The following is a 24,794-nucleotide window of genomic DNA, read 5'->3' on the forward strand; positions in this document are numbered from 1 at the left end:
GGAGACACAGACATGGCCCACACCCCCGTCAACCACCCCGCGCGGCCGATCTACCGGGCGATCGGCGGGCTCGTTGGTCTGTACTTCGTGGTCTTCGGAGTGCTCGGCATCATCGCCAGCGCCGGCAACGACGTGCTCGCCCAGGACGACACCCAGGTCCTCGGCCAGGGCACCAACCTCGGCTTCTCGCTCCTGGCCATCGTGCTCGGGGCCGCGATCCTCGCCGGCACCGTCATCGGCCGCAACCTCGACGTGGCGATCAACCAGTGGCTGGCGTACGCCCTGATCGTCCTCGGCCTGGCCTCGCTGGCCTTCATCCGGACCGATGCCAACATCTTCAACTTCTCCATCGTCACCGTGATGGTGGTGCTGGTCCTGGCCCTCGTCCTGCTGATGGTCGGCATGTACGGCAAGGTCGGCACCGAGGAGGAGAAGGAGGCCTGGCAGAAGGCCCGCCTGGTGCTCTGAGCAACTCCCGCTGCGAGGCCCGGCCCGGTGCCGGGCCTTCGGCGTTTCCGGGGACAGGTGGTCGCCGGCCAGGGGACAATGTGGCGAAATCGGTCATCTGGCTGGAGGAGTTCATGCCGCACTTTCCGGTGAACCATCCCGCGCGGCCGCTCTACCGGGTCCTCGCCGGGCTCGTCGGCCTCTACATCCTGGTCTTCGGGGTCTACGGCGTGTTCGAGACCTGGGGCGACGGGCTCTTCGACCGGGGCAGCAACTGGGCGCTCGGACTCCGTACCAACCTGGCCTTCTCGCTGGTGTCCGTGGTGTTCGGCATCGTGCTGATGGTCGGCGCGTCCCGGCGCGGCAACCTCGGCCACTACATGAACCTGACCGCCGGCGTGGTCTTCCTGGTGACCGGGATCCTGATGATGTCCGTGCTGCAGACCCCGGCGAACTTCCTCAACTTCTCCATGTCGACCGTGCTCGTGTCGCTGCTGTTCGGGCTGATCCTGCTGGCCACCGGCCTCTACGACAAGGTCGGCACCGACGAGCACGCCGCGGCGGAACGCAGCCGGCGCGAGCACCCGGTTTCGGGGCTGCCCAGCCCCTGAGCCGCCGGCCCGCCCGGCCCGCCCGCCCGGTCAGGCCGGCTTGCGGCCGGTGATCAGCCCCGGCTTGGCCTCCAGGTGCGACAACCCGTTCCAGGCCAGGTTCACCAGGTGCGCGGCGACGGTCTCCTTGCGCGGCTTGCGCACCTCCAACCACCAGCGGCCGGTCAGCGCCACCATGCCCACCAGCGCCTGCGAATAGAGCTCCGCGAGCTTCGGGTCGTAGCCCCGGCTGGAGAACTCCGCGCCCAGGATGTGCTCGACCTGGTGCGCGACGTCGTTCATCACGCTGCTGAAGTTCCCCGTCGCCGACATCAGCGGTGACTCCCGGACCAGCACCCGGAACCCGCTGGTCTCCTCCTCGATGTACGTCAGCAGGGTCATCGCCGCCTGCTCCAGCAACTCCCGGGGATGCCCGGCGGTGAGCGCACCGGTGACCCGGTCCAGCAGCGAGCGGACCTCCCGGTCCACCACCACCGCGTACAGGCCCTCCTTGCCGCCGAAGTGCTCGTAGACCACCGGCTTGGAGACCTTCGCCCGGGCCGCCACCTCCTCGATCGAGGTGGCGTCGAAACCGCGCTCGGCGAAGATCTGCCGGGCGATCGAGATCAGCTGCTCACGCCGCTGCCCCGCCGACATGCGTACCCGGGAGGAGGGCTTCGCCGCCGGGACCGCCCGCCGCCGGGCGGCACCGGCGTCCTTGCCGGGAACCTCGGTCATCTCGTCACCTCGCCGGCGCTCGGTGACGCCCTGTCGTGGAATGGGAGCGGTCACGTGGTGGCCCCGCCGGCGCCGCGGACGGGCCCCGGCCGGCCGTCGTGCCGCCCCGTCGGGCCGCGCCGTGGAAGCTGGGTCACCCGGCCATCCTGCCAGGCGGCCGACGGTGCCACCGACCGGTTTACCGCTCCACGGCCGGTTCCTCCGGCGCGACCCGTTCCGCCGGAGGCTGTCGTACACCCGTACTAACGTGCGGAGCGTGACCGATCCCCTCGCCGCCGAGGCGCGCCGGCTGCGCGTCGTGGAGCAGCTGTCCGTCCGTGCCATCCAGGCCCGCACCGGCCTCGGCCGCAACCGGGTGTACGCACTGCTGCGCGGGGTTCCGCCGCCCGAGTGGACCCGGCGGCCCAACGCCAAGGACGACCTGCGCGCCGAGGCGCTGGCGCTGCGCGCCGAAGGCTTGTCGGTCAACGCCATTGCCGAGCAGCTCGGCGTCGCGAAGTCGACCGCGTACCAGTGGGTGCGGCACCTGCCGCTCGACCCGGACGACGCCGCCGAGCGTCGACGGGCCCGGTCGAAGGTCATGACCGATGCCCGGTGGGCCGCTCATCGGGAGGCGCAGAACGCGGCGATGGCAGCCGAACGGGCTCGCGGGGCCGAGGTGGTCGGTTCGCTCGGCGAACGGGACACGCTGCTCCTCGGTGCGGCCATCTACTGGTGCGAGGGCGGCAAGTCCAAGCCGTGGCGACAGCAGGACCGCCTCCAGTTCATCAACAGCGACCCGGGGCTGCTCGCCCTGTTCCTCCGCTTCCTCGGCGCCTGTGGGGTCGGGCCGGACGCGCCGAGCTACCGGGTCAGCATCCACGAGTCGGCCGATGCCGAAGCGGCGGTGCGCTGGTGGGCGGCGACCTTGAGGCTGCCACCGGAGCGGTTCGGGCGAACGGCGCTGAAGCGGCACAACCCCACTACCGTCCGCCGGAACACCGGGGCCGACTATCACGGCTGCCTGGTGATCACCGTGCCGCGCAGTCGCGCGCTCTACTGGCGGATTGAAGGTATGATCGCCGAGCTGTTCCGGATCGGGGATGTGCGCGGGCCCGGCTTGGCGGGCCACAATCCTTGACAAGGCAATGGGGTATGGGGTAACGGCAACCCGCAGACCTTTGGAGTCTTGAGCTCCTGGTTCGAATCCAGGTACCCCAGCTCAGCCCCGGTCAGCAGGCTTGTCGGCGGCATTGTCCGGCCGGCTGGGAATTGTGACGGGCCGCGTGGTTAGCATGGCCGCGAGACTGTCGCCGTCCCGACGGGAGCCACGTCGTGCCCCAGCCCCACCCTCGCACCGTTGTCGTGCTCGCCGCCGGTGAGGGCAAGCGGATGAAGTCTGCCCTGCCCAAGGTGCTGCACCCGCTGCTCGGTCGTACCCTCGTCGGGCACGTGCTGGCGGCGGCGGCGCCGCTGCGCGCGGACCGCACCGTGGTCGTGGTCGGGCACGGTGCCGACCAGGTCCGTGCCCACCTGGCCGAGGTCGCCCCGGCGGCGACCCCGGTGCTCCAGGCCCAGCAGCTCGGCACCGGGCACGCGGTCCGGATCGCGCTGGAGGCCGTCCCGGAGGCCACCGGCACCGTCGTGGTGATCAACGGGGATGTGCCGCTGCTGCGCGCGGAGACGGTCGCCGCGCTGGTCGAGGCGCACGAGGGCGCGGGCGCCGCGGCCACCGTGCTGGCCGCCGAGGTGCCCGACCCGACCGGCCTCGGCCGGATCGTGCGGGACGACGCCGGCCGGTTGGCGCAGATCGTCGAGGAGCGGGACGCCACGCCGGAGCAGCGCGCGCTGCGGGAGATCAACGCCGGCATCTACGCGTTCGACGTGGCGCGGCTACGCGACGGGCTGGGCAAGCTCTCCACCGACAACGACCAGGGCGAGGAATACCTCACCGACGTCTTCGGCCTGCTCCGCGACGCCGGGGAGCCGGTGGCCGTGCACGTCGCCGCGGACCACGTGGAGACGCTGGGCTGCAACGACCGGGTCGAGCTGGCGGCGCTGCGCGGGCTGCTGCGCGACCGGGTCAACGAGTCCTGGATGCGCAGCGGGGTGAGCATCCTGGACCCGCACACCACCTGGATCGACGTGACGGTGACCGTCGAGCGGGACGCGGTGGTCGACCAGAACACCCAGCTGCGGGGTGCGACCGTGGTCGGGGCCGGCGCGGTGGTCGGGCCGGACGTGACGCTGATCGACACCACGGTGGGCGCGGGCGCGACGGTGCTGCGCAGCCACGCGGTGAGCGCCGAGGTGGGCGCGGGCGCCAGCGTCGGCCCGTACGCCTACCTGCGGCCGGCCGCGCGGCTGGCCGAGAAGTCGAAGGTCGGCACGTTCGTCGAGGTGAAGAACTCCGAGCTGGGCGTCGGCGCGAAGGTGCCGCACCTGACGTACGTGGGTGACGCGACGATCGGGGCGAAGGCGAACATCGGCGCGGCGACGATCTTCGTGAACTACGACGGGGTGAACAAGCACCGCACCGTGGTCGGCGAGGGGGCCTTCGTCGGCTGCGACACCAGCCTCATCGCCCCGGTCGAGGTGGGTGACGGGGCGTACGTGGCGGCGGGCAGCGCGATCGCGCAGGACGTCCCGCCGGGTGCGCTCGGGGTGACCCGGGCACCGCAGCGCAACATCGACGGCTGGGTGGCCCGGAAGCGCCCGGGCACGGTCTCCGCGGCGGCCGCCGAGCGGGCCCGGCAGGCTGCGGAGGGTGCGCCGTCCGGTGTCGCCGCCGCAAGGGAAGGTGAGCGAATCCACGAGGGTGGCCGGAGCGTGGGTGGACCGTCCGACGCGGGGGATACTGCAACCGAATAGTCCCCGGCGCCACCGCCGCCGGGAACCACCGACCAACGGGAGCAGACGGGCCCATGGGCAGCATCGTCGCCGAAAACCGCAAGAGCCTGATGCTCTTCTCCGGACGTGGCTTTCCGGAGCTGGCCAAGGAGATCGGCGAGGTGCTCGGTGTGGCACCGACGCCGGCCGACGCGTACGAGTTCGCCAACGGCGAGATCTTCGTACGGTTCAAGGACTCGGTGCGTGGTTCGGACGCCTTCGTGGTGCAGTCCGTGACGCACGGGGTCAACACCTGGGTCATGGAGACCCTGATCATGATCGACGCGCTGAAGCGGGGTTCGGCCAAGCGGATCACCGTGGTGCTGCCGTTCTACCCGTACGCGCGGCAGGACAAGAAGCACCGCGGCCGGGAGCCGATCTCGGCCCGGCTGGTGGCCGACCTGCTGAAGACCGCGGGCGCGAACCGGATCCTCACGGTGGACCTGCACACCGCGCAGATCCAGGGCTTCTTCGACGGTCCGGTGGACCACCTCTTCGCGATGGACGTGCTGGCCGAGTACGTGGAGCACCGGTACGCGGGCCGGCCGATGACCGTGGTGGCGCCGGACTCCGGCCGGGTGCGGGTGGCGGAGCGGTGGACGGACCGGATGGGTGGCTGCCCGCTGGCGTTCATCCACAAGACCCGGGACCCGATGAAGCCGAACCAGGTGGTGGCGAACCGGGTGGTCGGTGAGGTCGAGGGTCGGGTCTGCCTGATCGTCGACGACATGATCGACACCGGTGGCACGATCACCAAGGCCGCCGACATCCTCAAGGAGCAGGGCGCGGCGGAGATCGTGGTCGCCTCGACCCACGCGCTGCTGTCGGACCCGGCGACCGAGCGGTTGAAGAACAGCCCGATCAGCGAGGTCGTGGTGACCAACACGCTGCCGCTGCCGCCCGAGAAGCAGCTCGACAAGATCACCGTGCTCTCCATCGCGCCGCTGCTGGCGCGGGCGATCCGCGAGGTGTTCGACGACGGCTCGGTGACCACCCTGTTCGGTGGTCTGAGCTGACCTTCCGCGCTGTGCGCGGCACCGTTCCCGCCGGCCTGCGTGCCGGCGGGAACGGTGATATGGGGACTGCCGGAAGGCCGGGAAATCGCTCGGGTAGACTGGTGCGGTTGCCACGGCGAGGGTGCCCGGCGGGCCGCTGAAAAGCACCGCACCGGAAGCACCGTGATCGACGCGGTGCTCCGGGCAGTCGTTCATGACGCTTGAGCCCCAGCGAGCCCCTCGCCCCAGCACCGCCAGTCGACAAGCCGCCGCAGCGAAAAGCATCAGGAGTTTCCCCGTGTCCGAGGTAAAGATCAGCGCCGAGCCCCGTACCGAGTTCGGCAAGGGTGGTGCCCGTCGTACCCGCCGGGCCGGCAAGGTGCCCGCCGTGCTGTACGGCCACGGCGAGAAGCCGAAGCACATCGCGCTCCCGGCGCGGGAGTTCGCCGCCGCCATCCGTAAGGGCGGCGCCAACCAGCTCTTCGCGATCGAGGTCAGCGACGGCACCCAGGTGCTGGCGCTGCCGAAGGCGATCCAGCGTGACCCGATCAAGGACAGCTTCGAGCACGTCGACCTGCTGCTGGTCCGCCGTGGCGAGAAGGTCACCGTCGAGGTCCCGGTCCAGCTGACCGGCGACGCCGCCAAGGACACCCTGATCGTGCACGACCACGACACCCTCTCGGTGACCGCCGACGCCACCAAGGTGCCGGACCACCTGGAGGCGTCGATCGAGGGCCTCGAGGCCGGCACCCAGGTCACCGCCGCCGACGTCGAGCTGCCGTCCGGCGTCGAGCTGGCCGCCGACCCGGAGCTGGCCGTCGCGTCGGTCACCGCCGCGCCGACCGCCGAGCAGCTCGAGGCCACCCTCCCCGAGGTCGAGACGGCCGACGAGGAGACCGAGGCCGGTGTCGGCGAGGAGACCGCCGAGGGCGCCGAGGGTGCCGAGGCCGGCGAGCCCGCCACCGCCGGTGGCGGGGAGACCGCCGAGGCCAAGACCGAGGCCTGATCGGTCCGCAAGCTGTGCGACAGGCGCTCCCGGTTCCCGGGGGCGCCTGTCGGCGTATCGGGACGGCCGCCGGGTGGCGGCGGCGCGGGAGGGGCGAGGCGTGACGGACGAGGCGGGGCCGTGGCTGGTGGTCGGCCTGGGCAACCCGGGCCGGGAGTACGCCGGTAACCGGCACAACGTCGGCTTCATGGTGGCGGAGCTGCTCGCCGGTCGGGTGGGCGGGAAGTTCGGCCGGCACAAGCGGGCGGTGGCGGAGGTCGCCGAGGGGCGGCTCGGCTTCGGTGGCCCGAAGCTGGTGCTGGTGAAGCCGTTGACGTACATGAACCTCTCCGGTGGGCCGGTGGCCGGGCTGGCGCAGTTCCACAAGATCCCGCCGGACCGGGTGATCGCGGTCCACGACGAGTTGGACATCGCGTACGGGCAGGTGCGCTGCAAGTGCGGCGGTGGCGAGGGCGGGCACAACGGCCTGCGGTCGATGTCGAAGTCGCTGGGCACGAAGGACTACGTCCGGGTGCGGTTCGGCATCGGCCGGCCGCCGGGGCGGCAGGACCCGGCGGACTACGTCCTGTCGGACTTCTCCGCCGCCGAGCGCAAGGAGTTGGACTTCCTGGTCGACCGCGCGGCGGACGTGGTGGAGTCGGTGATCACCCGTGGGGTGGAGCCGACGCAGAACCTCTACCACGGCGGTTGAGCCGGGCGGGGCGTACCGGAACGGGCGGTTCCGGCCGGTAGTCTGCGCCTTTCCGACGCCGGGCCGGTGCCGGCGACGGCGAGCGACGGGAGCGGAAGAGCATGGGCAGTCCTCCGATGATCGACGGCGCGTTCGCCCGCTGGCTGGCGGCGCGGGCCGGTCAGGCGCTGATGAACCTGCGCGCGGAGCTGGGCTTCACCGATCCGGGGGCGCTGAAGTCGGCCGGGGACAAGGTCTCGCACGACCTGATCCGGACCGAGCTGGCGAAGTGGCGGCCGGCGGACGCGGTGCTCTCCGAGGAGGACGAGGGTTCCCGGCTGGCCTGGACGGCGGAGGTGACCGCCGAGGCGGTGCCCCGGCTGGCCGCCGACCGGGTGTGGATCATCGACCCGCTGGACGGGACCCGGGAGTTCGCCGAGGAGGGGCGTTCGGACTGGGCGGTGCACGTGGCGCTCTGGGCGCGTACCGCGCCGACGCCGCACGGGCTGGTCGCGGGCGCGGTGGGCCTGCCGGCGCAGCACCGGGTGCTGGGCACGGACTACCCGCCGGCGTACCCGCCGATGACGGTGGAGGCGGCCACGGCGGCCGGTACCCGAACCATCCGGTTGGCCGCCAGTCGTAGCCGTCCGCCGGTTTTCCTGACCGACCTGGCGGAGGATGTCGGCGCTCATCTGGTTCCGATGGGCTCGGCGGGCGCGAAGATCGCCGCTGTGGTCACCGGTGAGGTCGACGCGTACATCCACGCCGGCGGTCAGTACGAGTGGGATTCCGCCGCTCCGGTCGCTGTGGCGACGGCCACCGGACTGCACGCTTCCCGGATCGACGGTTCTGCGCTGAAATACAACGAGGCCGACCCCCGGCTGCCGGATCTGCTGGTCTGCCGCAAGGATCTCGCCAGTCGGTTGCTTGCAGCGCTGCAGCGGCACAACGGGTAACCTGAGCAGTCTTCTTCACGAGTCCGACCGGAAAGGTCTGGAATCCCATGAGCGGATCCGAGCGAATCGAGCCCGTGTCATGACCGCGTCCGCCGCATACCAGGTGTCCCACCTCGACGCGCTCGAGGCGGAGAGCATCTTCGTGATGCGCGAGGTGGTCGCCGAGATGGAGCGGCCCGTGCTGCTCTTCTCCGGTGGCAAGGACTCGATCGTGATGCTGCGCCTGGCGCAGAAGGCCTTCGCCCCGGCCAACATCCCCTTCCCGGTGATGCACGTGGACACCGGCCACAACTTCCCCGAGGTCCTGGAATACCGGGACCAGCGGGTGGCCGAGCTGGGTCTGCAGCTGATCGTGGCGAGCGTGCCGGAGGCGTTGGCCAAGGGGATGGTCCGCGAGGCCGCCGACGGGACGCGCAACCGGATCCAGACGCCGGTGCTGCTGGAGGCGGTGGAGAAGCACCGCTTCGACGCGCTCTTCGGCGGGGCCCGGCGCGACGAGGAGAAGGCGCGGGCCAAGGAGCGGGTGTTCAGCTTCCGCGACGAGTTCGGCCAGTGGGACCCGAAGAACCAGCGTCCCGAGCTGTGGTCGCTCTACAACGGGCGGCACCACCCGGGCGAGTCGATCCGGGTCTTCCCGCTCTCCAACTGGACCGAGCTGGACGTCTGGCACTACATCGCGCGGGAGCGCATCCCGCTGCCCTCGATCTACTACGCGCACGAGCGCGAGGTGATCGAGCGGGACGGCATGTTCTACGCGGTGAACGAGTTCTTCCGCCCCCGGGCGGGCGAGGAGCGGTTCAAGGCCCAGGTGCGGTACCGCACCGTGGGTGACGCCTCCTGCACCGCGGCGGTCCGCTCGGACGCCGACACGGTGGAGAAGGTGATCGAGGAGGTGGCCGCGACGCGGATCACCGAGCGCGGCGCGACCCGCGGTGACGACCGGGTCAGCGAGGCCGCCATGGAGGACCGCAAGCGGGAGGGCTACTTCTGATGAGCGTCGACACCGCGGCTCCGGCCGTCGACTCCGGGCTGCCCGAGGGGCGGGCCATGGACCTGCTGCGGTTCGCCACCGCGGGCAGTGTGGACGACGGCAAGTCGACCCTGATCGGCCGGCTGCTGTACGACACCAAGTCGCTCTTCACCGACCAGCTCGCCGCCGTGGAGGCGGTCAGCGCGGCCCGGGGCGACGAGTACACCAACCTGGCGCTGCTCACCGACGGTCTGCGGGCCGAGCGGGAGCAGGGCATCACCATCGACGTGGCGTACCGCTACTTCGCCACCCCGCGGCGGAAGTTCATCATCGCCGACACCCCGGGGCACACCCAGTACACCCGGAACATGGTCACCGGCGCCTCGACCGCCGACCTGGCGCTGATCCTGGTGGACGCCCGCAAGGGCCTGGTGGAGCAGTCCCGCCGGCACGCGTTCCTCTGCTCGCTGCTGCGGGTGCCGCACCTGGTCCTCTGCGTCAACAAGATGGACCTGGTGGACTGGTCGCAGGAGGTGTTCGAGCGGATCGCGGACGAGTTCACCGCGTTCGCCGCGAAGCTCGACGTACCGGACCTGACCGTGGTGCCGATCTCCGCGCTGCAGGGTGACAACATCGTCACCCGCTCGGAGAACATGCCCTGGTACGAGGGCCCGTCGCTGCTGCACCACCTGGAGCGGGTGCACATCGCGTCCGACCGCAACCTGGTCGACGTCCGCTTCCCGGTGCAGTACGTGATCCGTCCGCAGTCCACCACCGTCACCGACTACCGGGGTTACGCCGGTCAGGTGGCCTCCGGCGTGCTGAAGGCCGGCGACGAGGTGATGGTGCTGCCGTCCGGCTTCACCAGCCGGATCGCCTCGGTGGAGACCGCCGACGGCCCGGTCGACGAGGCGTTCCCGCCGATGTCGGTGACGGTGCGGCTGACCGACGAGATCGACATCTCGCGCGGCGACATGATCTGCCGGCCGAACAACGCCCCGTCGGTGGCGCAGGACATCGAGGCGATGGTCTGCTGGATGGACGAGACCCGCCCGCTCCAGGTCGGCGGCCGGTACGCGATCAAGCACACCACCCGCTCGGCGCGGGCGATCGTGCGAGGGCTGCACTACCGGCTGGACGTCAACTCGCTGCACCGGGACGAGGCGGCGGCCGAGCTGAAGCTCAACGAGATCGGCCGCGTCCGCCTGCGCACCACCGTCCCCCTGCTCGCGGACGAGTACCGCCGCAACCGCACCACCGGCGGTTTCGTCATCATCGACGAGACCACCAACCGCACCGTCGGCGCCGGCATGATCGTCGAAGCCGCCTGACCGCACCCCTCTGCGAGGACGCAGATTCACGGAAAGAGTGGCCATCCGAGCCTGGATGGCCACTCTTTCCGTGAATCAGGGCGCCGGGGTGGACCGGGGTGGGGGTGGCCGGTCAGTCGAGGCGGTGGGCGCCGGGGGCGGGGGTGACGGTGACGGTGCCCGGGGCGGTGAAGCCGCGGGCGGCGTACGCGGCGGCGACGGCGTCCGCCACCGTGTCGGCGGCGGACGCGTCGACCAGGGCGAGGACGCAGCCGCCGAAACCGCCGCCGGTCATCCGGGCCCCGTACGCGCCGGCGGCCAGGGCCGCCTCGACGGCGGTGTCGATCTCGGGCACGGTGATCTCGAAGTCGTCCCGCATCGAGGCGTGCGAGGCGGTCAGCAGCGGGCCGATGTCGCGTACCCGGCCGGCGCGCAGCAGCGCGACGGTGTCGAGCACCCGCTGGTCCTCGGTGACCACGTGCCGGACCCGGCGGCGGGTCTCGTCGTCGTCGAGCCGGGCCAGCGCGGCGTCCAGGCCGTCGGTGGCCACGTCCCGCAGGGCGGGCACCCCGAGCTGCGCGGCGGCCCGCTCGCAGGACTTTCGCCGGGAGGCGTACTCGCCGTCGGCGTGCCGGTGCGGGGCGCGGCTGTCGATCACCAGCACGGTCAGCCCGGCGGCGGCCAGGTCGAACGGGATGTGTTCGACCTCCTCGCTGCGGCAGTCCAGGAAGAGCGCGTGCCCGGCCCGGCAGCGGATCACCGCCGACTGGTCGAGGATCCCGGTGGGCGCGCCGACGTAGTCGTTCTCGGCGCGCTGGGCGAGCCGGGGCCACCGGTCGGCGGGCAGGTCCAGTCCACCCAGGTCGACACACGCGGCGAGCACCGCCGCCTCGATGGCCGCCGAGGAGGAGAGCCCGGAGCCGACCGGCACGTCGGAGGCGATGGCGAGCCGGGCGCCCGGCACGGGGTGACCGGCGGCGCGCAGCGCCCACACCACCCCGGCCACGTACGCGGCCCAGCCGGTGACCCGGCCGGGCTCGTCGGCCTCGGCGGCGTCGAACTCGACCGGGGTGTCGGAGAGCTCGGACCAGACGGTCCACCGGTCGCCCTCCTGCGGACCGGCGGCGACCACCGTGCCGAGGGGCAGCGCGAAGGGGAGCACGAAACCGTCGTTGTAGTCGGTGTGCTCGCCGATCAGGTTGGCCCGGCCGGGAGCCGCCCAGCGGCCCGCCGGCTCGGTGCCGTACCGCTGCCGGAAGCCGGCGGTGGCGCGGGCCGCGACGGCGTCGAGGGCCGTGCCCTGGTCGGTCATCGCTGCTCCAGCACGTTGCTGCGGTAGAAGGCCCAGGCGTCGCCGATCATGTCCTGGAGGGTCGGCTTGGCCGGCACCCAGCCCAGCTCCTCGTGGGCCAGCGCGGACGAGGCGACCAACTCGGCGGGGTCGCCCTCGCGGCGGGGCGCCACCTCGACCGGCACCGGGTGGCCGGTGACCTCGCGGACCGCCTCGACCACCTGGCGGTTGGTGAAGCCGTTGCCGTTGCCGAGGTTGTAGATCCGGTGCCGGCCGGGCACCGCGGCGGTCAGCGCCAGCAGGTGGGCCCGGGCCAGGTCCTCGACGTGGATGTAGTCGCGGACGCAGGTGCCGTCGACGGTGGGGTAGTCGTCGCCGAAGAGCTGGAGCTTCTCCCGCTTGCCGGCGGCCACCTGGAGGGCGATGGGGATGAGGTGCGTCTCCGGGTCGTGCCGCTCGCCGATGGCGTGGTCGCCGTGCAGGTACGCCCCGGCGACGTTGAAGTAGCGCAGCGAGACGGCGGCCAGGTCGTGGGCGATCGTCTCGGAGGTGAGTGCCATGTCGACGGCCAGCTTGGTGGCCCCGTAGGTGCTGGTGGGGGCCTTGACGGCGGTCTCCGGGATGGGCAGCTCGGTGGGGTTGCCGTAGACGGCGGCGGTGGAGGAGAAGACCATCCGGCGCACCCGGGCGGCGCGGACCGCGTCGATCAGGGCGAGCGAGCCGATCGTGTTGGTGTGCCAGTACAGCTCCGGCTTGAGCATCGACTCGCCGGCGGCGATCAGCGCGGCGAAGTGCAGCACGCCCTCGAAGCCGGCGTCCGGGGTGAGCACCCGGGCGGCCTCGTGGATCGGCAGGTCGACGTGGGTCGCCTCGGGGGCGAGTGCCTCCCGGTGCCCGGTCCGCAGGTCGTCGAGGACCGTCACGTCGTGGCCGTTGTCGAGCAGCATCCGGGTCACCACGCTGCCGATGTAGCCGGCGCCGCCGGTGACGAGCAGTTTCACGTCGGGTTCCTCCTGCCTGGCCACGTCCCGCCGCGGCCGTCCGTGGTCACCCTACGGCGGGGCCCGGCGCCCACGCTCTCCGCCGGTATTCCATCATAATCCGCCACGACTGAACAGATCCAAACATCAGGGCGGCCGTCGGGCACCGGCTGTCTACCATCCTTGTCATGCGGGAAGCAGGCGCTCCCGGATCCCGGCGACGACCGCCGGGACGGCCGCGACGCGAACCCGGCCCGGTCGCCAGGACCGTCGCCCGGCTCGTGGTCCGCGCCGCGGACGGGGCCACCAGACTCGTCACCGACCTGCTCGGGGCCAGCCCCACCGCCGGCCGGGAGCAGATCAGCGAGGCCGAACTGCGCGACCTCGTCGCCGCGAACACCGTGCTCGACCCCGACGAGCGGCGGATCATCGACGAGGTGCTGGTCGCCGGCGTGAGCCTGGTCCGCGAGGTGATGATGCCCCGCACCGAGGTCGTCTTCCTCTCCGCGCGGCTCACCATCGCCGAGGCGGAACGCCTCGTCCGGGCCGAGCCGCACACCCGCTACCCGGTGGTCGACGGCACCCACGACGACGTGGTCGGCTTCGTCCACCTGCGCGACGTGCTGCTACGCCCCGACCGCGACCCGTGCACCACCATCGGGGAGCTGACCCGTGAGGTCAAGCAGCTGCCCGGCAGCAAGCGGGTGCTCGCCGCGCTCACCGAGATGCGCCGCGAGGGCCACCACCTCGCCGTGGTGGTCGACGAGTACGGCGGCACCGCCGGCATCGTCACCTGCGAGGACCTGATCGAGGAACTGGTCGGCGAGATCCACGACGAGTACGACAGCGCACCCGACCCGGCCCACGCGGGCCTGCCCGCCGTCGTCGACGGCCGGCTCAACCTCGCCGACTTCGCCGAACGCACCGGCGTACCGCTGCCCGCCGGTCCCTACGAGACGGTCGGCGGGTACGTGATGGCCGCCCTGGGCCGGCTCCCGGTGGCCGGCGACGAGGTCCCGGTGACCCCCGGCGCCGACGGCCCCGGCGGGACCGACCCGGACGATCCGCCCGGCGGCTGGCTGCTGCGGGTGCTGGCCCTGGACGGTCGGCGGGTGTCCCGGCTCGCCGTCTCCGCGGCCCGCCTGCCGGAGCAGCGGCGCGAGGTCACGGCCCCGGCGGCGCCGGCCGGGACCCGACGCGCCGGCCCGTCATGACGTACGCCGTGCCTTGCTGACAGAATTGCCGGCATGCCCGACGTACCCGCCCGCCCCCGCGTCTTCTCCGGCATCCAGCCGACGGCCGACTCGTTCCACCTCGGCAACTACCTGGGCGCGGTACGACACTGGGTGGCCCTGCAGGACACCCACGACGCGTTCTACTGCGTGGTCGACCTGCACGCGATCACCGCCGGGCACGACCCGAAGGTGCTCAAGCAGCGCACCCGGGTGGCCGCGGCCCAGCTCTTCGCGGTCGGCCTCGACCCCGAGCGCAGCACGCTCTTCGTCCAGTCGCAGGTGCCGGAGCACCCGCAGCTGGCCTGGGTGCTGGGTTGCATCACCGGCTTCGGCGAGGCCAGCCGGATGACCCAGTTCAAGGACAAGTCGCAGAAGCAGGGCAGCGAGCGGTCCAGCGTCGGCCTCTTCACATACCCGATCCTGCAGGCCGCGGACATCCTGCTCTACCAGGCCCACGCGGTCCCGGTGGGCGAGGACCAGCGCCAGCACCTGGAACTCTCCCGCGACCTGGCGCAGCGGTTCAACTCGCTGTTCGGGTCCACCTTCACGGTCCCGTCGCCGCACATCGTCAAGGACACCGCGAAGATCACCGACCTGCAGGACCCGACGGCCAAGATGTCGAAGTCGTCCTCCTCGCCGGCCGGCATCATCGACCTGCTGGAGGAGCCGGCCCGCTCGGCGAAGAAGATCCGCTCCGCGGTCACCGACACCGGCCGCGACATCGTCTTCGACGCCGAGGGCAAGCCCGGCATCTCCAACCTGCTCACCATCTACTCCGCGCTCTCCGGCCGGGGCATCGACGACCTGGTGGCCGCGTACGCGGGCAAGGGTTACGGCGACCTGAAGAAGGACCTCGCCGAGGTGGTGCGGGACTTCGTCACCCCGATCCAGGAGCGCACCCGCGGCTATCTGGACGACCCGGCCCAGCTGGACAAGCTGCTCGCGCAGGGCGCGGAGAAGGCCCGCGCGGTCGCGGCGGAGACGCTGCGGACGGCGTACGAGCGGGTCGGGTTCTTCCCGCCGGTCCGCGTCCACTAGCGGGCCGGGCGCGACGGGAACGGGTGGGAACGCAGTCGGTGGCCGGAGGGGTGGCGCGGAGCGTGGATCACAGGGACGGGGCACCGGAGGTCGGTGACACGATCCAGATCGGGATCGCGGTGGACATCCCCGAGCCCTGGGGCGGCATCCTCACCCGCCGCCGGGTCGAGGCCGGTGACCCGCAGGTGGTGCCGGCCCACGTCACCCTGCTCGGGCCGACCGAGATCCCGGTGGCGGCGCTGCCGACCGTGGAGACGCACCTCGCCACGGTGGCCGCCGCGCACCTGCCGTTCACCCTGCACCTGCGCGGCACCGGCACGTTCCGGCCGGTGACCCAGGTGGTCTTCGTGACGGTCGCGGCCGGGATCAGCGAGTGCGAGCTGCTGGCCGCCGCGATCCGGGCCGCCCCCGAACTGCACCGGGAGACCCGCTTCCCCTACCACCCGCACGTGACGGTGGCCCAGGACGTCGCGCCGGAAGCGCTGGACCGGGCGTACGAGGACCTGGCCGACTTCTCGGCGCTCTTCGAGGTCGAGGCGTTCACCCTCTTCTCGCACAGCGGGCAGACCCGGTGGCAGCCGCGCCGCGACTTCCGCCTCGGCGGCTGAGCTGACCAGCCGGCCCGCCTGCCCGCGCGCCACCGACGGATCGGCGAGGATGACGGGGTGAACGTGATCGGCCGGATCGAGGCCGGCCTGGAACGCCGGATCGACGCGGTACGCGACCGCTCGGCGACCTTCGACCACCTGTGGCGGGCCGGCACGCTCTACACCGACGTGCTGGCCGGTCGACTCGCCGCGGCCATCGCCTACTACGGCTTCTTCGCGGTCTTCGCGCTCGCGCTGGTGGCGTACTGGGTCTTCGGGGCGATCCTGCAGGACAACGACGAGGTCAGCGCCGCCGCCGCCGGATTCCTCGAGGAGAACCTGCCCTTCCTCGACCCGCAGCAGATCGCCCAGAGCAGCAACACCGTCGGGGTGATCGGTCTGGTCATCCTGGTCTTCACCGGCATCGGCTGGGTGGAGGCGATCCGGTCCTCGCAGCGGCTGATGTACGGGCTCAACCAGCAGCCCGGCAACCTGGTGGTCCGCCGCCTGGTCGACCTCGGTGTGCTGGTGGCGGTCTTCGTGATGCTCGGGGTGTCGGTGGCCGCCGTCGACGCGCTGGAGTCGGTGCTGCGGTTCCTGCTGCGCAGCACCGGGTCGGTCGGCCTGACCACGATCAGCGCGGTGCTCAGCATCCTGGTCAACGCGGTGCTGGCGACCGCGCTGCTGGTGGCGGTGCCCCGGCTGCGGATGAGCCGCCGCCGGCTGCGACCGGTGGTGCTGCTGGTCGCCGTCGGGATCACCCTGCTGAACACCGTCGGCCGCTACTACGTGGTACGCACCGAGCGGAACCCCGCGTACACCGTGGTGGCGACGGCGGTGGGGCTGCTGCTCTATCTCTATCTGCTCAACCAGTTGGTGCTCTTCGGGGCCGCCCTGGCGGCGACCAGCCGGGCCGGTCGGGTGGTGGACCTGGCCGAGGGGGGCGCGGCGGCGGCCGAGGTGGACGTGGAGGCGGACGAGATCGACCCGGACACCGATCCGGGTGCGCCGGGAGGGGCGGGCTGAGGTGCGGATCAAGATCGACCAGTTCTCGGCGGTGCCGCCGTACGAGCAGGTGCGGGCGCAGTTCGCCGCAATGATCGGCGACGGTCGACTGGCGGTCGGCACCCGGCTGCCGGCCGTCCGGCAGCTCGCCGGCGACCTCGGGCTGGCGGTGAACACGGTGGCCCGGGCGTACCGGGAACTGGAGACGGCCGGGCTGGTGCAGACCCGGGGCCGGCACGGGACGGTGGTGGCCCCCGGCCGCGACGACGCGATCGACCGCCTGCACCGCGCCGCCACCGAGTACGCCGCCGAGGCGGCCCGCCTCGGCGTCCCCCCGGACCGCGCCCTCGCCCTCGTCCGCGCCGCCCTCACCACCCCCACCCCTGACCCACCCCCACCCCCACCCCCACCCCCGCCCCACCCGCCGGCAAATTCAGAGAAACTGTCGTCTCCCGCGCCCCGGAGGGCACTCTTTCGGAGAATCTGCGCGGATCTCGGGGGAGGGGAGGAGGGGGAGATCAGGTGAATGGGGTCCACGTTCGGGGTGGGGTCGACCATGATGGGGCCGTGGGGGCACTCGTGACGCTGGACCTGCCGGACGACTCGCCGATGCTGGGGCTGCCGTGGATCATCACCTTCGGGCCGCTCGGTGACGCCGACGAGTGGGAGCCGGTGGTCTGCGGGCCGTACGAGCGACCGCACGCGCTCGCCCTGGCCGAGGCGGTGGTGGCGGAGGAACAGCTGATGGCGGTGGTCGAGCCGCTGCTGCCGGCGCTCTCGGCCGAGGAGATCCGGGGTGAGATCGCCGCCGCGCAGATCGCCGCCGAGGACGAGGCCGCCCGGACCGACGAGGCGGACCTCTACGGCGACTTTGAAGACGTCATCGACGAGGAGCTGGAGCTGGCCGCCGAGCGGGAGCCGGCCCCCGAACGGGTGGTCGCGCCGAGCGAGGCGGAGCTGCGGGACGGCTTCGCCCGGATCGCGGAGCTGCTGCGGACCAGGGGCGCCTGAGGGGGCCCAGACGGACGCCGGCACCCCGGGAAGCGGACTCCCCGAGGCGCCGGCGCCACCTCACCCCCCACCACAAGGGGTCGGTAGCCCAGCCGCCCGTCGGCGCGGGGCACAACGGACGACCAGGTCAATGGCGGGTTACCCGGCTCAGCGCCGTTCGAACCACGCAGCTGCGTCCACCGGCAGGACGTGTCCGTCGCCCCGCTCGGTGAGGTCGGCGCTGGCCACCAGGGGCCGGCCGTAGCCGGCGACCGTGACCTCGGCGCCGCTGAGGTTGACCACGCAGGTCAGCTCGGTGTCCCCGGCGGCGCGCCGGAACGCCAGCACGCCGGGCTCGGTCTCCAGCCAGGTGATCCCGCCGGTGGTGCCGGCCAGCGCCGGGTGCGCGTGCCGGATCCGCAGGGCCGCCCGGTAGAGCTCCAGGGTCGAGCCGGGCACGCCGGTCTGGGCGGCCACCGAGAGGGCACGCCAGGTCGCGGGGGCCGGCAGCCAGCTCAGCTCGCTGCTGGCCGGACCGAAGCCGTACGGGGCCAGCTCGCCGCTCCACGGGATCGGCACCCGGCAGCCGTCCCGGCTCTCGCCGGTGCGCAGGAACGCCGGGTCCTGGCGCAGCTCGTCGGGGATGTCCAGCACCTCGGGCAGGCCCAGCTCCTCGCCCTGGTAGACGTAGGCGCAGCCGGGCAGGGAGAGCATCAGCAGGGCGGCGGCGCGGGCGCGGCGCAGGCCGACCTCGCCGTCGCCGTAGCGGGTGACGTGGCGCTGCCGGTCGTGGTTGGAGAGCACCCAGGTGGTCGGGGCGCCGACGATGGTCGACTCGGCCAGCGCGGTGTCGACCACCTTGCGGAACGAGTCGGCCGACCAGGTGGCGTCGAGGAAGTCGAAGCTGAACGCCTGGTGCAGCTCGTCCGGGCCGATGTAGCGGGCCAGCCGCTGCGGGGTCTCCGCCCACGCCTCGGCGACCGCCATCCGCCCGCCCGGGTAGCTGTCCAGGATCGGCCGCCAGGCGCGGTAGATGTCGTGCACCTCGTCCTGGTCGAAGTACGGCAGCCGGCCCTTGCCGAGCAGCTCGGACTGGCGCCGCCCGGTGGTCATCGAGTTGAAGCCGACGTCCGGCAGCCCCTCGGCCTTGATCATGCCGTGGGCCACGTCGATCCGGAAGCCGTCCACGCCCCGGTCGAGCCAGAAGCGCAGCACGTCCTCGAACTCGGCGCGCACCTCGGGGTGTCGCCAGTTCAGGTCGGGCTGGGCCGGGTCGAACAGGTGCAGGTACCACTGGCCGTCCGGCACCCGGGTCCAGGCGGGACCGCCGAAGATGCTCTCCCAGTCGTTCGGCGGCAGCTCGCCCTGCTCGCCCTTGCCGTCGGCGAAGAGGTAGCGCGCCCGTTCCGGGGAGCCCGGCGCGGCGGCCAGGGCGGCGGTGAACCAGGGGTGCGCGCTGGAGGTGTGGTTCGGCACCAGGTCCACGATGATCCGCAGGTCCAGCGCGTGCGCGTCGGTGATCATCGCGTCGAAGTCGGTGAGCGTGCCGAAGAGCGGGTCGACGTCGCGGTAGTCGGCGACGTCGTAGCCGGCGTCGATCTGCGGCGAGGTGTAGAAGGGGGTCAGCCAGAGCGCGTCCACCCCGAGGTCCCGCAGGTACGGCAGGCGTTCCCGGATGCCCTGGAGGTCACCGACGCCGTCACCGTTGGCGTCGGCGAAGCTGCGGACATAGACCTGGTAGACGACCGCGGAGCGCCACCAGTCGTCGTCGGAGGTCAGCGGGGTGGGGGTGGGGGCGGAGGTCATCGGTGTCGAACCCCGTTCTCTGGCGCGGGACCGCCGCGCGGGCGTGGGTGGTGGGCGCGGGTGTCAGAGCAGGATGCCGCGCTGACGCTGCAAGAGTCAAGCATTCCTTGCGCAAGAAATGATGCCCGTCACCCATCGGTCAGCCCGCGGTCGCCCGCCGTGCCGTCCCACTGGGCAGGACGCGGGCTGCGGGCGGTGGCAGGTCAGGCCGGGACGGCGAGGGTGGCGGCGGACGGCCGTTGCCGGGTGGCACCGGGGTGCGCCGCGGCCGGCTGGCGCAGCACCGCGGTGGAGCCGCGTACCACCAGCTCGGGACGGAACAGGTATTCCGAGTGCGGGGCGGCGTGTCCGTTGATCTCGTCGACCAGCGCCCGGACGGCGGCCACCGCCATCGCCGCGACCGGCTGGCGCATGGTGGTCAGCGGCGGGTCGGTGAAGGCCATCAGCGGCGAGTCGTCGTAGCCGACCACGGAGACGTCCTCCGGTACGGCGAGCCCGCGCTGCCGGGCCGCCCGGATGGCGCCGAGGGCCATCAGGTCGGAGCCGCAGACGATGCCGGTCACGCCGCGCTCGATCAGCCGGCCGGCGGCGGCCTCGCCGCCCTCCACGCCGAAGAGCGAGAGCTCGGCCAGGTCGTCCAGCTCGCTCTCCGGCACGCCGGCGAGCCGGGGCACGGCCGCCCGGAAGCCGGCCACCCGGCGCTGCACGGGCACGAACCGGTCCGGACCGGTGATCAGGCCGATCCGCCGGTGCCCGAGCGCGACCAGGTGGGCGACGGCCAGCTCGGTGGCCTCCCGGTCGTCGCAGGAGACGAAGGGGGCGGGGATGCCGGGGGCGTACCCGTTGATCATGACGACCGGCAGCGGCCGGGCGATCAGCGCCCGGTAGCGGTCGTGGTTGGCCGCGGTGTCGGCGTGCAGCCCGGAGACGAACACGATCCCGGAGACCTGCCGGTCCAGCAGCATCTCGACGTACTCGTCCTCGGTGACGCCGCCGGGGGTCTGGGTGCACAGCACCGGTGTGAAGCCGCTCTGCGCCAGCGTCGACTCGATGACCTGGGCGAACGCCGGGAAGATCGGATTCTCCAGCTCCGGCACCACCAGGCCGACCAGGCCCGCGCTGCGCTTGCGCAGCCGGGCGGGGCGCTCGTAGCCGAGCACGTCGAGGGCGGTCAGGACGGCTTGCCGGGTCTCGGGGGCCACTCCGGGGCGGTCGTTGAGCACCCGCGACACCGTGGCCTCGCTGACTTCGGCCTGTTGGGCGATGTCGGACAGTCGAGCGCGCATGGCGGCACTTTAGCTCAAGGGCAAGTTCTTGCGTACACTTCTGCAAGCCCTTCCATTCTCTGCAACCTCTTGCTAACGTCCCCGCAACATGCGAGAGCAGCGGCGCAGCACCCCGGCGCCGGTCGGCAAGAACTTTCAGAGCTTTCCACTGGCGGGCCGCCCTTCCCCCGGCGGGCCGCCATGACGACAGGAGTACCGATGCGCATCCGTACCGCGGGTGTGGTCGCCGTCCTCGGCCTGGCGCTCGCCGCCTCCGGCTGTGGCGGTAGCGACAGCGACAAGCCGGCCGCCAAGGAGTCCGCCAAGCCGGCGGGCGCGAGCGGCAAGCTGGTCATCTGGGCCGACGACAAGCGGACCGCGGCCCTCAAGCCGTTCGCCGAGCAGTTCGGCCAGGAGAACGGCGTCACCGTCGAGGTGCAGGCCGTCTCCAAGGACCTGCAGACCAACTTCGTCACCGCCTCCCAGCAGGGCAGCGGCCCGGACGTCGTGGTCGGCGCGCACGACTGGATCGGCAACCTGGTCCAGAACGGCGCCATCGACCCGGTTCAGCTCGCCGCCGAGCAGAAGAGCGCGTTCAACGAGACCGCCATCAAGGCGGTGACCTTCAACGGTCAGCTCTACGGCGTGCCCTACGCGACCGAGAACATCGCGCTGATCCGCAACACCGAGCTGGCCCCCGAGGCGCCGAAGACGATCGAGGACCTGGTCGCCACCGGCAAGAAGCTCAAGGCCGACAAGAAGGCCAGCGAGATCCTCTGCCTCCAGTCCGGCCAGAACGGCGACGCGTACCACATCTACCCGCTGTACACCTCCGGCGGCGGCTACCTCTTCGGCACCGGCGCCAACGGCGACTACGACCCGAAGGACCTGGGCGTGGGCAAGCCGGAGTCGATCGCGGCCTTCCAGAAGATCGCCAAGCTCGGCGAGAAGGGCGACGGTGCGCTGAAGCGCTCCATCACCGGCGAGAACTCCATCGCCACCTTCACCGGCAAGAAGTGCGCCTTCCTGGTCTCCGGCCCGTGGGCCATCGCCGACGCCAAGAAGGCCGGCATCAAGTACGACATCTCCCCGGTCCCCGGCTTCGCCGGTGGCAAGGAGGCCCAGCCGTTCGTGGGCGTCCAGGCGTTCTACGTCGCCGCCAAGGGCAAGAACAAGGCCCTGGCCCAGGAGTTCGTCAGCAACTACGTGACCAAGCCCGAGCTGGCCGTCGCGCTCTACAAGGCCGAGCCGCGCCCGCCGGCGCTGACCGCCGCCTTCGACCAGGTCAAGGGCGAGGACCCGGACCTGGCGAAGTTCTCCGAGGCCGGTAAGAACGGCCAGGTGCTCCCGGCGATCCCGGCCATGGCCGCGATCTGGGACCCGTTCGGCAAGGCGGAGGCCGCCATCATCGGTGGCGCCGACCCGGCCAAGACGATCACGGCCGCTGGCAAGACCATCCAGGGTCAGATCAAGTAATGAGCACGTCGCTGTCCGGCCCGGGTTCCGCCACGCGGAACCCGGGCCGGGAGCCCGTCGGCTCCGGGCTCCCGCGCAAGTCCCGTACCGCGCGGAACCACGCGCCGATCACCCTGACCGGCCTCATCGTCAAGGTGGTCCTGCTCGGCCTGGTGGCCGGGATCGCGCTCTGGGCGGCCTTCCCGCTCATCGAGGCCAAGATGTGGACCGGCCTGGCCATCCTGGTGGCCACCACCGCCGTCCTGTTCTACCTCTACCTCACCCGGCGGCACATCCCGGCGAAGTACCTGGTCCCCGGCACGCTCTTCCTGATCGCCTTCCAGATCTTCCCGGTGCTCTACACCGCCAGCACCGCCTTCACGAACTTCGGCGACGGCCACCGCGGCAGCAAGGACGACGCGATCGTCGCCATCCAGAGCTCCTCGGTGAAGCAGGTCCCCGGCTCCGCCGAGTACGCGCTCTCCATCGCCACCAAGGGCGACCCGGCCACCGGCCCGCTGGTCTTCCTGGTCACCGACCCGAAGACCCGTGAGGTCTCCGCCGGTGACGCCGGTGGGCTGCGCAAGCTCGACCCCGGCCAGTTCACGGTCACCCCGACCGGCAAGGTCACCGCCGCCGACGGCTACACCGTGCTCAACTTCGGCCAGGCCAGCGCCCGCAGCAAGGAGATCACCGACCTGGTGGTCCCCACCGCCGGCGGCGCGCTGCGCTCCTCCGGCCTGTCCCGCGCCTACGAGGGCAAGGCCATCCGGGCGTACGACGCCGGGTGCGACTGCATCAAGGACAGCGAGAGCGGCAAGACCTGGGCCGCCGACGAGGCGACCGGCTCCTTCGTCGCGGCGGACGGCGACCGGCTCACCCAGGGCTGGAAGGTCGCCGTCGGGCTGCAGAACTTCAGCCGGGTGCTCACCGACCCCGGCATCTCCGGGCCGTTCTTCGGCACGCTGGCCTGGAACTTCGCCTTCGCGCTCGGTTCCACCGGCTTCACCTTCCTGCTCGGCATGGCCATCGCCCTCGCCCTGCACTCGCCCCGGATGAAGGGCACCAACTTCTACCGGGTGCTGCTGATCCTGCCGTACGCCATGCCGTCGTTCGCGATGCTGCTGGTCTGGCGGGACATGTTCAACACCGACTTCGGTCTGATCAACAACCTCTTCGGGGTCGGCGTCGACTGGTTCGGCGGTAGCTGGTCGGCCCGGATCGCGGTGCTGCTGGTGCAGCTCTGGCTCGGCTACCCGTACATGTTCCTGGTGGCCACCGGCGCGCTCCAGGCGATCCCGCGGGAGCTGACCGAGGCCACCTCGGTCGACGGCGCGTCGCCCTGGCAGTCGTTCAAGGCGGTCACCCTGCCGCTGCTGCTGGTCGCGCTCTCGCCGCTGCTGATCGCGTCGTTCGCGTACAACTTCAACAACGTCAACGCGATCCTGCTGACCACCGAGGGCGGCCCGTTCGCGCCGGACAACCCGGCCAACGGCGCCACCGACCTGTTGATCACCTACACCTACCGGCTCGCCTTCGGTGCCCAGGGCGCCGAGTTCGGGTTGGCGGCCGCCGTCTCGATCTTCATCTTCGCGATCGTGGCCACGGTGTCTGCGGTCAGCTTCGCCCGGACCCGCAAGCAGGAGGAGGTCTACTCGTGACCACCTACGCGGACGCCCCGATCGCCAACCGCAACGCGACCGGGAAGTCGAAGAACCGCTGGTTCGTCCGGGTGGGCTGGCGGCACCTGGTCGGGATCCTGGCGGTGGCGTTCAGCATCTTCCCGATCCTGTTCGTGATCTCCGCGGCGCTCAACCCGCTCGGCACGCTCTCCTCGACGGAGCTGCTGCCGACCGGCGCGTCGGTGGAGAACTTCACCAACCTGTTCCAGAAGACGGCCTTCGGGCACTGGTTCCTCAACTCGCTGCTCCTGGCGGGGGTGGCCAGCTTCGCGTCGATCTTCCTCTCCTCGCTCGCGGCGTACGCGTTCTCCCGGATGCGCTTCGCCGGCCGCCGGGTCGGGCTGCTCACGCTGCTGCTGATCCAGATGTTCCCGCAGTTCCTGGCCATCGTGGCGATCTTCCTGATCTTCACGACGATCACCGACCTGTACCCGGCGATCGGCTTCAACACCCCGTGGGGCCTCTTCCTGCTCTACATGGGTGGCGCGCTGGGCGCGAACACCTGGCTGATGAAGGGCTTCTTCGACACCCTGCCGAAGGAGTTGGACGAGTCGGCGACGATGGACGGGGCCTCGCACGTGCAGGTCTTCTTCCGGATCATGCTGCCGCTGGTGGCGCCCATCCTGGCGGTGACCGGCCTGCTCGCCTTCATCGGCTCGATCAACGAGTTCATCATCGCCAACGTGTTCCTCACCGAGCCGAACTCGAAGACCCTCGCGGTCGGCATGTTCGGCCTGGTGGCCGGTGAGCGCAACAACAACTTCGGGATGTTCGCGGCGGGCACCCTGCTCACCGCCATCCCCACGGTGCTGGTGTTCCAGATCCTCCAGCGCTACATCGTCTCCGGCCTGACAGCTGGAGCAGTAAAGGGATGAATTCGATGGGTGGGCGCCCTCCGCGGAGGGCGAGG

Annotated in this window: 23 protein-coding genes, 1 tRNA gene and 1 pseudogene; 20 read left to right on the forward strand and 5 right to left on the reverse strand. The window is 71.7% G+C overall.

Annotation, left to right across the window (positions count from 1 at the left end; translation table 11 throughout):
• The first annotated feature begins 12 nt into the window (after positions 1 to 12).
• Both MRQ36_RS16790 and MRQ36_RS16795 read left to right on the forward strand, forming a co-directional pair.
• A complete protein-coding gene (locus tag MRQ36_RS16790) occupies positions 13 to 468 on the forward strand; it encodes a DUF4383 domain-containing protein (protein ID WP_242796649.1) in 456 nt (151 codons plus the stop codon).
• A 113-nt stretch (positions 469 to 581) separates the two neighbouring features.
• Positions 582 to 1,058, forward strand: coding sequence for a DUF4383 domain-containing protein (locus MRQ36_RS16795; RefSeq protein WP_242801165.1), 477 nt, complete (start codon positions 582 to 584; stop codon positions 1,056 to 1,058).
• A 30-nt stretch (positions 1,059 to 1,088) separates the two neighbouring features.
• Here MRQ36_RS16795 and MRQ36_RS16800 read toward each other — a convergent pair whose 3' ends face one another.
• On the reverse strand, positions 1,089 to 1,775 hold the full coding sequence (locus MRQ36_RS16800; RefSeq protein WP_242796650.1) for a TetR/AcrR family transcriptional regulator: 687 nt from the start codon (positions 1,773 to 1,775) through the stop codon (positions 1,089 to 1,091).
• A 163-nt stretch (positions 1,776 to 1,938) separates the two neighbouring features.
• On the opposite strand from MRQ36_RS16800, the gene MRQ36_RS16805 reads away from it, so the two are divergent.
• The 9 genes from MRQ36_RS16805 to cysN all read left to right on the forward strand — a co-directional run bounded on the left by MRQ36_RS16805 (position 1,939) and on the right by cysN (position 10,571).
• Positions 1,939 to 2,895, forward strand: coding sequence for a helix-turn-helix domain-containing protein (locus MRQ36_RS16805; RefSeq protein WP_242796651.1), 957 nt, complete (start codon positions 1,939 to 1,941; stop codon positions 2,893 to 2,895).
• Between the two features lie 8 nt (positions 2,896 to 2,903).
• Positions 2,904 to 2,975, forward strand: a tRNA-Gln gene (locus MRQ36_RS16810).
• 114 nt (positions 2,976 to 3,089) lie between these two features.
• Positions 3,090 to 4,625, forward strand: a complete 1,536-nt coding sequence (glmU, locus tag MRQ36_RS16815; protein WP_308194876.1) for a bifunctional UDP-N-acetylglucosamine diphosphorylase/glucosamine-1-phosphate N-acetyltransferase GlmU — start codon at positions 3,090 to 3,092, stop codon at positions 4,623 to 4,625.
• A 53-nt stretch (positions 4,626 to 4,678) separates the two neighbouring features.
• Entirely contained in the window at positions 4,679 to 5,659 is a 981-nt protein-coding gene (locus MRQ36_RS16820) for a ribose-phosphate diphosphokinase (protein WP_242796652.1), read from the forward strand.
• A gap of 277 nt (positions 5,660 to 5,936) precedes the next feature.
• On the forward strand, positions 5,937 to 6,644 hold the full coding sequence (locus MRQ36_RS16825) for a 50S ribosomal protein L25/general stress protein Ctc (RefSeq protein ID WP_242796654.1): 708 nt from the start codon (positions 5,937 to 5,939) through the stop codon (positions 6,642 to 6,644).
• A 100-nt stretch (positions 6,645 to 6,744) separates the two neighbouring features.
• Positions 6,745 to 7,335, forward strand: a complete 591-nt coding sequence (pth, locus tag MRQ36_RS16830) for an aminoacyl-tRNA hydrolase (protein WP_242796656.1) — start codon at positions 6,745 to 6,747, stop codon at positions 7,333 to 7,335.
• Between the two features lie 101 nt (positions 7,336 to 7,436).
• Positions 7,437 to 8,270, forward strand: a complete 834-nt coding sequence (locus MRQ36_RS16835) for an inositol monophosphatase family protein (RefSeq protein WP_242796658.1) — start codon at positions 7,437 to 7,439, stop codon at positions 8,268 to 8,270.
• Between the two features lie 79 nt (positions 8,271 to 8,349).
• A complete protein-coding gene (cysD, locus tag MRQ36_RS16840; protein ID WP_242796660.1) occupies positions 8,350 to 9,261 on the forward strand; it encodes a sulfate adenylyltransferase subunit CysD in 912 nt (303 codons plus the stop codon).
• Positions 9,261 to 10,571, forward strand: coding sequence for a sulfate adenylyltransferase subunit CysN (gene cysN / locus MRQ36_RS16845; RefSeq protein ID WP_242796662.1), 1,311 nt, complete (start codon positions 9,261 to 9,263; stop codon positions 10,569 to 10,571). The genes cysD and cysN overlap by 1 nt, the downstream gene beginning before the upstream one ends.
• Before the next feature lie 112 nt (positions 10,572 to 10,683).
• On the opposite strand, the gene galK is transcribed toward cysN, so the two are convergent.
• Both galK and galE read right to left on the reverse strand, forming a co-directional pair.
• Positions 10,684 to 11,862: a galactokinase gene (gene galK / locus MRQ36_RS16850; RefSeq protein ID WP_242796663.1), complete on the reverse strand. Its 1,179-nt coding sequence runs from the start codon at positions 11,860 to 11,862 to the stop codon at positions 10,684 to 10,686.
• Complete coding sequence (gene galE, locus MRQ36_RS16855; protein WP_242796664.1) at positions 11,859 to 12,866, reverse strand: UDP-glucose 4-epimerase GalE; 1,008 nt, start codon at positions 12,864 to 12,866, stop codon at positions 11,859 to 11,861. Before galE ends, galK begins: the two co-directional genes overlap by 4 nt.
• A 143-nt stretch (positions 12,867 to 13,009) precedes the next feature.
• Here galE and MRQ36_RS16860 point away from each other — a divergent pair, with 143 nt between their 5' ends.
• The 6 genes and pseudogenes from MRQ36_RS16860 to MRQ36_RS16885 all read left to right on the forward strand — a co-directional run bounded on the left by MRQ36_RS16860 (position 13,010) and on the right by MRQ36_RS16885 (position 17,697).
• Positions 13,010 to 14,035, forward strand: coding sequence for a hemolysin family protein (locus tag MRQ36_RS16860; protein ID WP_242796665.1), 1,026 nt, complete (start codon positions 13,010 to 13,012; stop codon positions 14,033 to 14,035).
• A gap of 33 nt (positions 14,036 to 14,068) precedes the next feature.
• Entirely contained in the window at positions 14,069 to 15,094 is a 1,026-nt protein-coding gene (gene trpS / locus MRQ36_RS16865; RefSeq protein ID WP_242796666.1) for a tryptophan--tRNA ligase, read from the forward strand.
• A 23-nt stretch (positions 15,095 to 15,117) separates the two neighbouring features.
• Positions 15,118 to 15,702 (forward strand): 2'-5' RNA ligase family protein, encoded by a 585-nt coding sequence (locus MRQ36_RS16870; RefSeq protein WP_242796667.1) that lies wholly within the window; start codon positions 15,118 to 15,120, stop codon positions 15,700 to 15,702.
• A gap of 57 nt (positions 15,703 to 15,759) precedes the next feature.
• Positions 15,760 to 16,707 carry a YhjD/YihY/BrkB family envelope integrity protein gene (locus MRQ36_RS16875; RefSeq protein WP_242796669.1) on the forward strand — a complete coding sequence of 316 codons (948 nt, stop codon included), beginning with the start codon at positions 15,760 to 15,762 and terminating at the stop codon, positions 16,705 to 16,707.
• Position 16,708: 1 nt separating this feature from the next.
• Positions 16,709 to 17,068 (forward strand): annotated as a pseudogene (locus MRQ36_RS33330) (GntR family transcriptional regulator); the annotation flags it as partial.
• 185 nt (positions 17,069 to 17,253) lie between these two features.
• Positions 17,254 to 17,697 carry a hypothetical protein gene (locus tag MRQ36_RS16885; RefSeq protein ID WP_242796671.1) on the forward strand — a complete coding sequence of 148 codons (444 nt, stop codon included), beginning with the start codon at positions 17,254 to 17,256 and terminating at the stop codon, positions 17,695 to 17,697.
• 147 nt (positions 17,698 to 17,844) lie between these two features.
• Here MRQ36_RS16885 and MRQ36_RS16890 read toward each other — a convergent pair whose 3' ends face one another.
• Complete coding sequence (locus MRQ36_RS16890) at positions 17,845 to 19,482, reverse strand: glycoside hydrolase family 13 protein (protein WP_242796673.1); 1,638 nt, start codon at positions 19,480 to 19,482, stop codon at positions 17,845 to 17,847.
• Positions 19,483 to 19,685: 203 nt separating this feature from the next.
• Complete coding sequence (locus MRQ36_RS16895; protein ID WP_242796675.1) at positions 19,686 to 20,768, reverse strand: LacI family DNA-binding transcriptional regulator; 1,083 nt, start codon at positions 20,766 to 20,768, stop codon at positions 19,686 to 19,688.
• A 198-nt stretch (positions 20,769 to 20,966) separates the two neighbouring features.
• Between MRQ36_RS16895 and MRQ36_RS16900 the strand changes: the two genes are divergently transcribed.
• The 3 genes from MRQ36_RS16900 to MRQ36_RS16910 are packed head-to-tail and all read left to right on the forward strand — an operon-like array spanning position 20,967 to position 24,759.
• Positions 20,967 to 22,223 (forward strand): maltose ABC transporter substrate-binding protein, encoded by a 1,257-nt coding sequence (locus MRQ36_RS16900; RefSeq protein ID WP_242796678.1) that lies wholly within the window; start codon positions 20,967 to 20,969, stop codon positions 22,221 to 22,223.
• The gene (locus MRQ36_RS16905; protein ID WP_242796680.1) at positions 22,223 to 23,863 is read left to right on the forward strand and encodes an ABC transporter permease subunit; all 1,641 of its coding nucleotides are present in this window, start codon (positions 22,223 to 22,225) and stop codon (positions 23,861 to 23,863) included. Before MRQ36_RS16900 ends, MRQ36_RS16905 begins: the two co-directional genes overlap by 1 nt.
• The gene (locus tag MRQ36_RS16910; protein ID WP_242796682.1) at positions 23,860 to 24,759 is read left to right on the forward strand and encodes a sugar ABC transporter permease; all 900 of its coding nucleotides are present in this window, start codon (positions 23,860 to 23,862) and stop codon (positions 24,757 to 24,759) included. Before MRQ36_RS16905 ends, MRQ36_RS16910 begins: the two co-directional genes overlap by 4 nt.
• Positions 24,760 to 24,794: the final 35 nt, after the last annotated feature.

Source organism: Micromonospora sp. R77 (assembly GCF_022747945.1).
Classification (GTDB): domain Bacteria; phylum Actinomycetota; class Actinomycetes; order Mycobacteriales; family Micromonosporaceae; genus Micromonospora.

Bases quoted from the DNA above. Each gene is read 5' to 3' on its own strand.
- MRQ36_RS16790 (WP_242796649.1), top strand. From the start codon at position 13: ATGGCCCACACCCCCGTCAACCACCCCGCGCGGCCGATCTACCGGGCG.
- MRQ36_RS16795 (WP_242801165.1), top strand. From the start codon at position 582: ATGCCGCACTTTCCGGTGAACCATCCCGCGCGGCCGCTCTACCGGGTC.
- MRQ36_RS16800 (WP_242796650.1), bottom strand. From the start codon at position 1,775: ATGACCGAGGTTCCCGGCAAGGACGCCGGTGCCGCCCGGCGGCGGGCG.
- MRQ36_RS16820 (WP_242796652.1), top strand. From the start codon at position 4,679: ATGGGCAGCATCGTCGCCGAAAACCGCAAGAGCCTGATGCTCTTCTCC.
- MRQ36_RS16835 (WP_242796658.1), top strand. From the start codon at position 7,437: ATGGGCAGTCCTCCGATGATCGACGGCGCGTTCGCCCGCTGGCTGGCG.
- cysD (WP_242796660.1), top strand. From the start codon at position 8,350: ATGACCGCGTCCGCCGCATACCAGGTGTCCCACCTCGACGCGCTCGAG.
- cysN (WP_242796662.1), top strand. From the start codon at position 9,261: ATGAGCGTCGACACCGCGGCTCCGGCCGTCGACTCCGGGCTGCCCGAG.
- galK (WP_242796663.1), bottom strand. From the start codon at position 11,862: ATGACCGACCAGGGCACGGCCCTCGACGCCGTCGCGGCCCGCGCCACC.
- MRQ36_RS16860 (WP_242796665.1), top strand. From the start codon at position 13,010: ATGCGGGAAGCAGGCGCTCCCGGATCCCGGCGACGACCGCCGGGACGG.
- trpS (WP_242796666.1), top strand. From the start codon at position 14,069: ATGCCCGACGTACCCGCCCGCCCCCGCGTCTTCTCCGGCATCCAGCCG.
- MRQ36_RS16890 (WP_242796673.1), bottom strand. From the start codon at position 19,482: ATGACCTCCGCCCCCACCCCCACCCCGCTGACCTCCGACGACGACTGG.
- MRQ36_RS16895 (WP_242796675.1), bottom strand. From the start codon at position 20,768: ATGCGCGCTCGACTGTCCGACATCGCCCAACAGGCCGAAGTCAGCGAG.
- MRQ36_RS16900 (WP_242796678.1), top strand. From the start codon at position 20,967: ATGCGCATCCGTACCGCGGGTGTGGTCGCCGTCCTCGGCCTGGCGCTC.
- MRQ36_RS16905 (WP_242796680.1), top strand. From the start codon at position 22,223: ATGAGCACGTCGCTGTCCGGCCCGGGTTCCGCCACGCGGAACCCGGGC.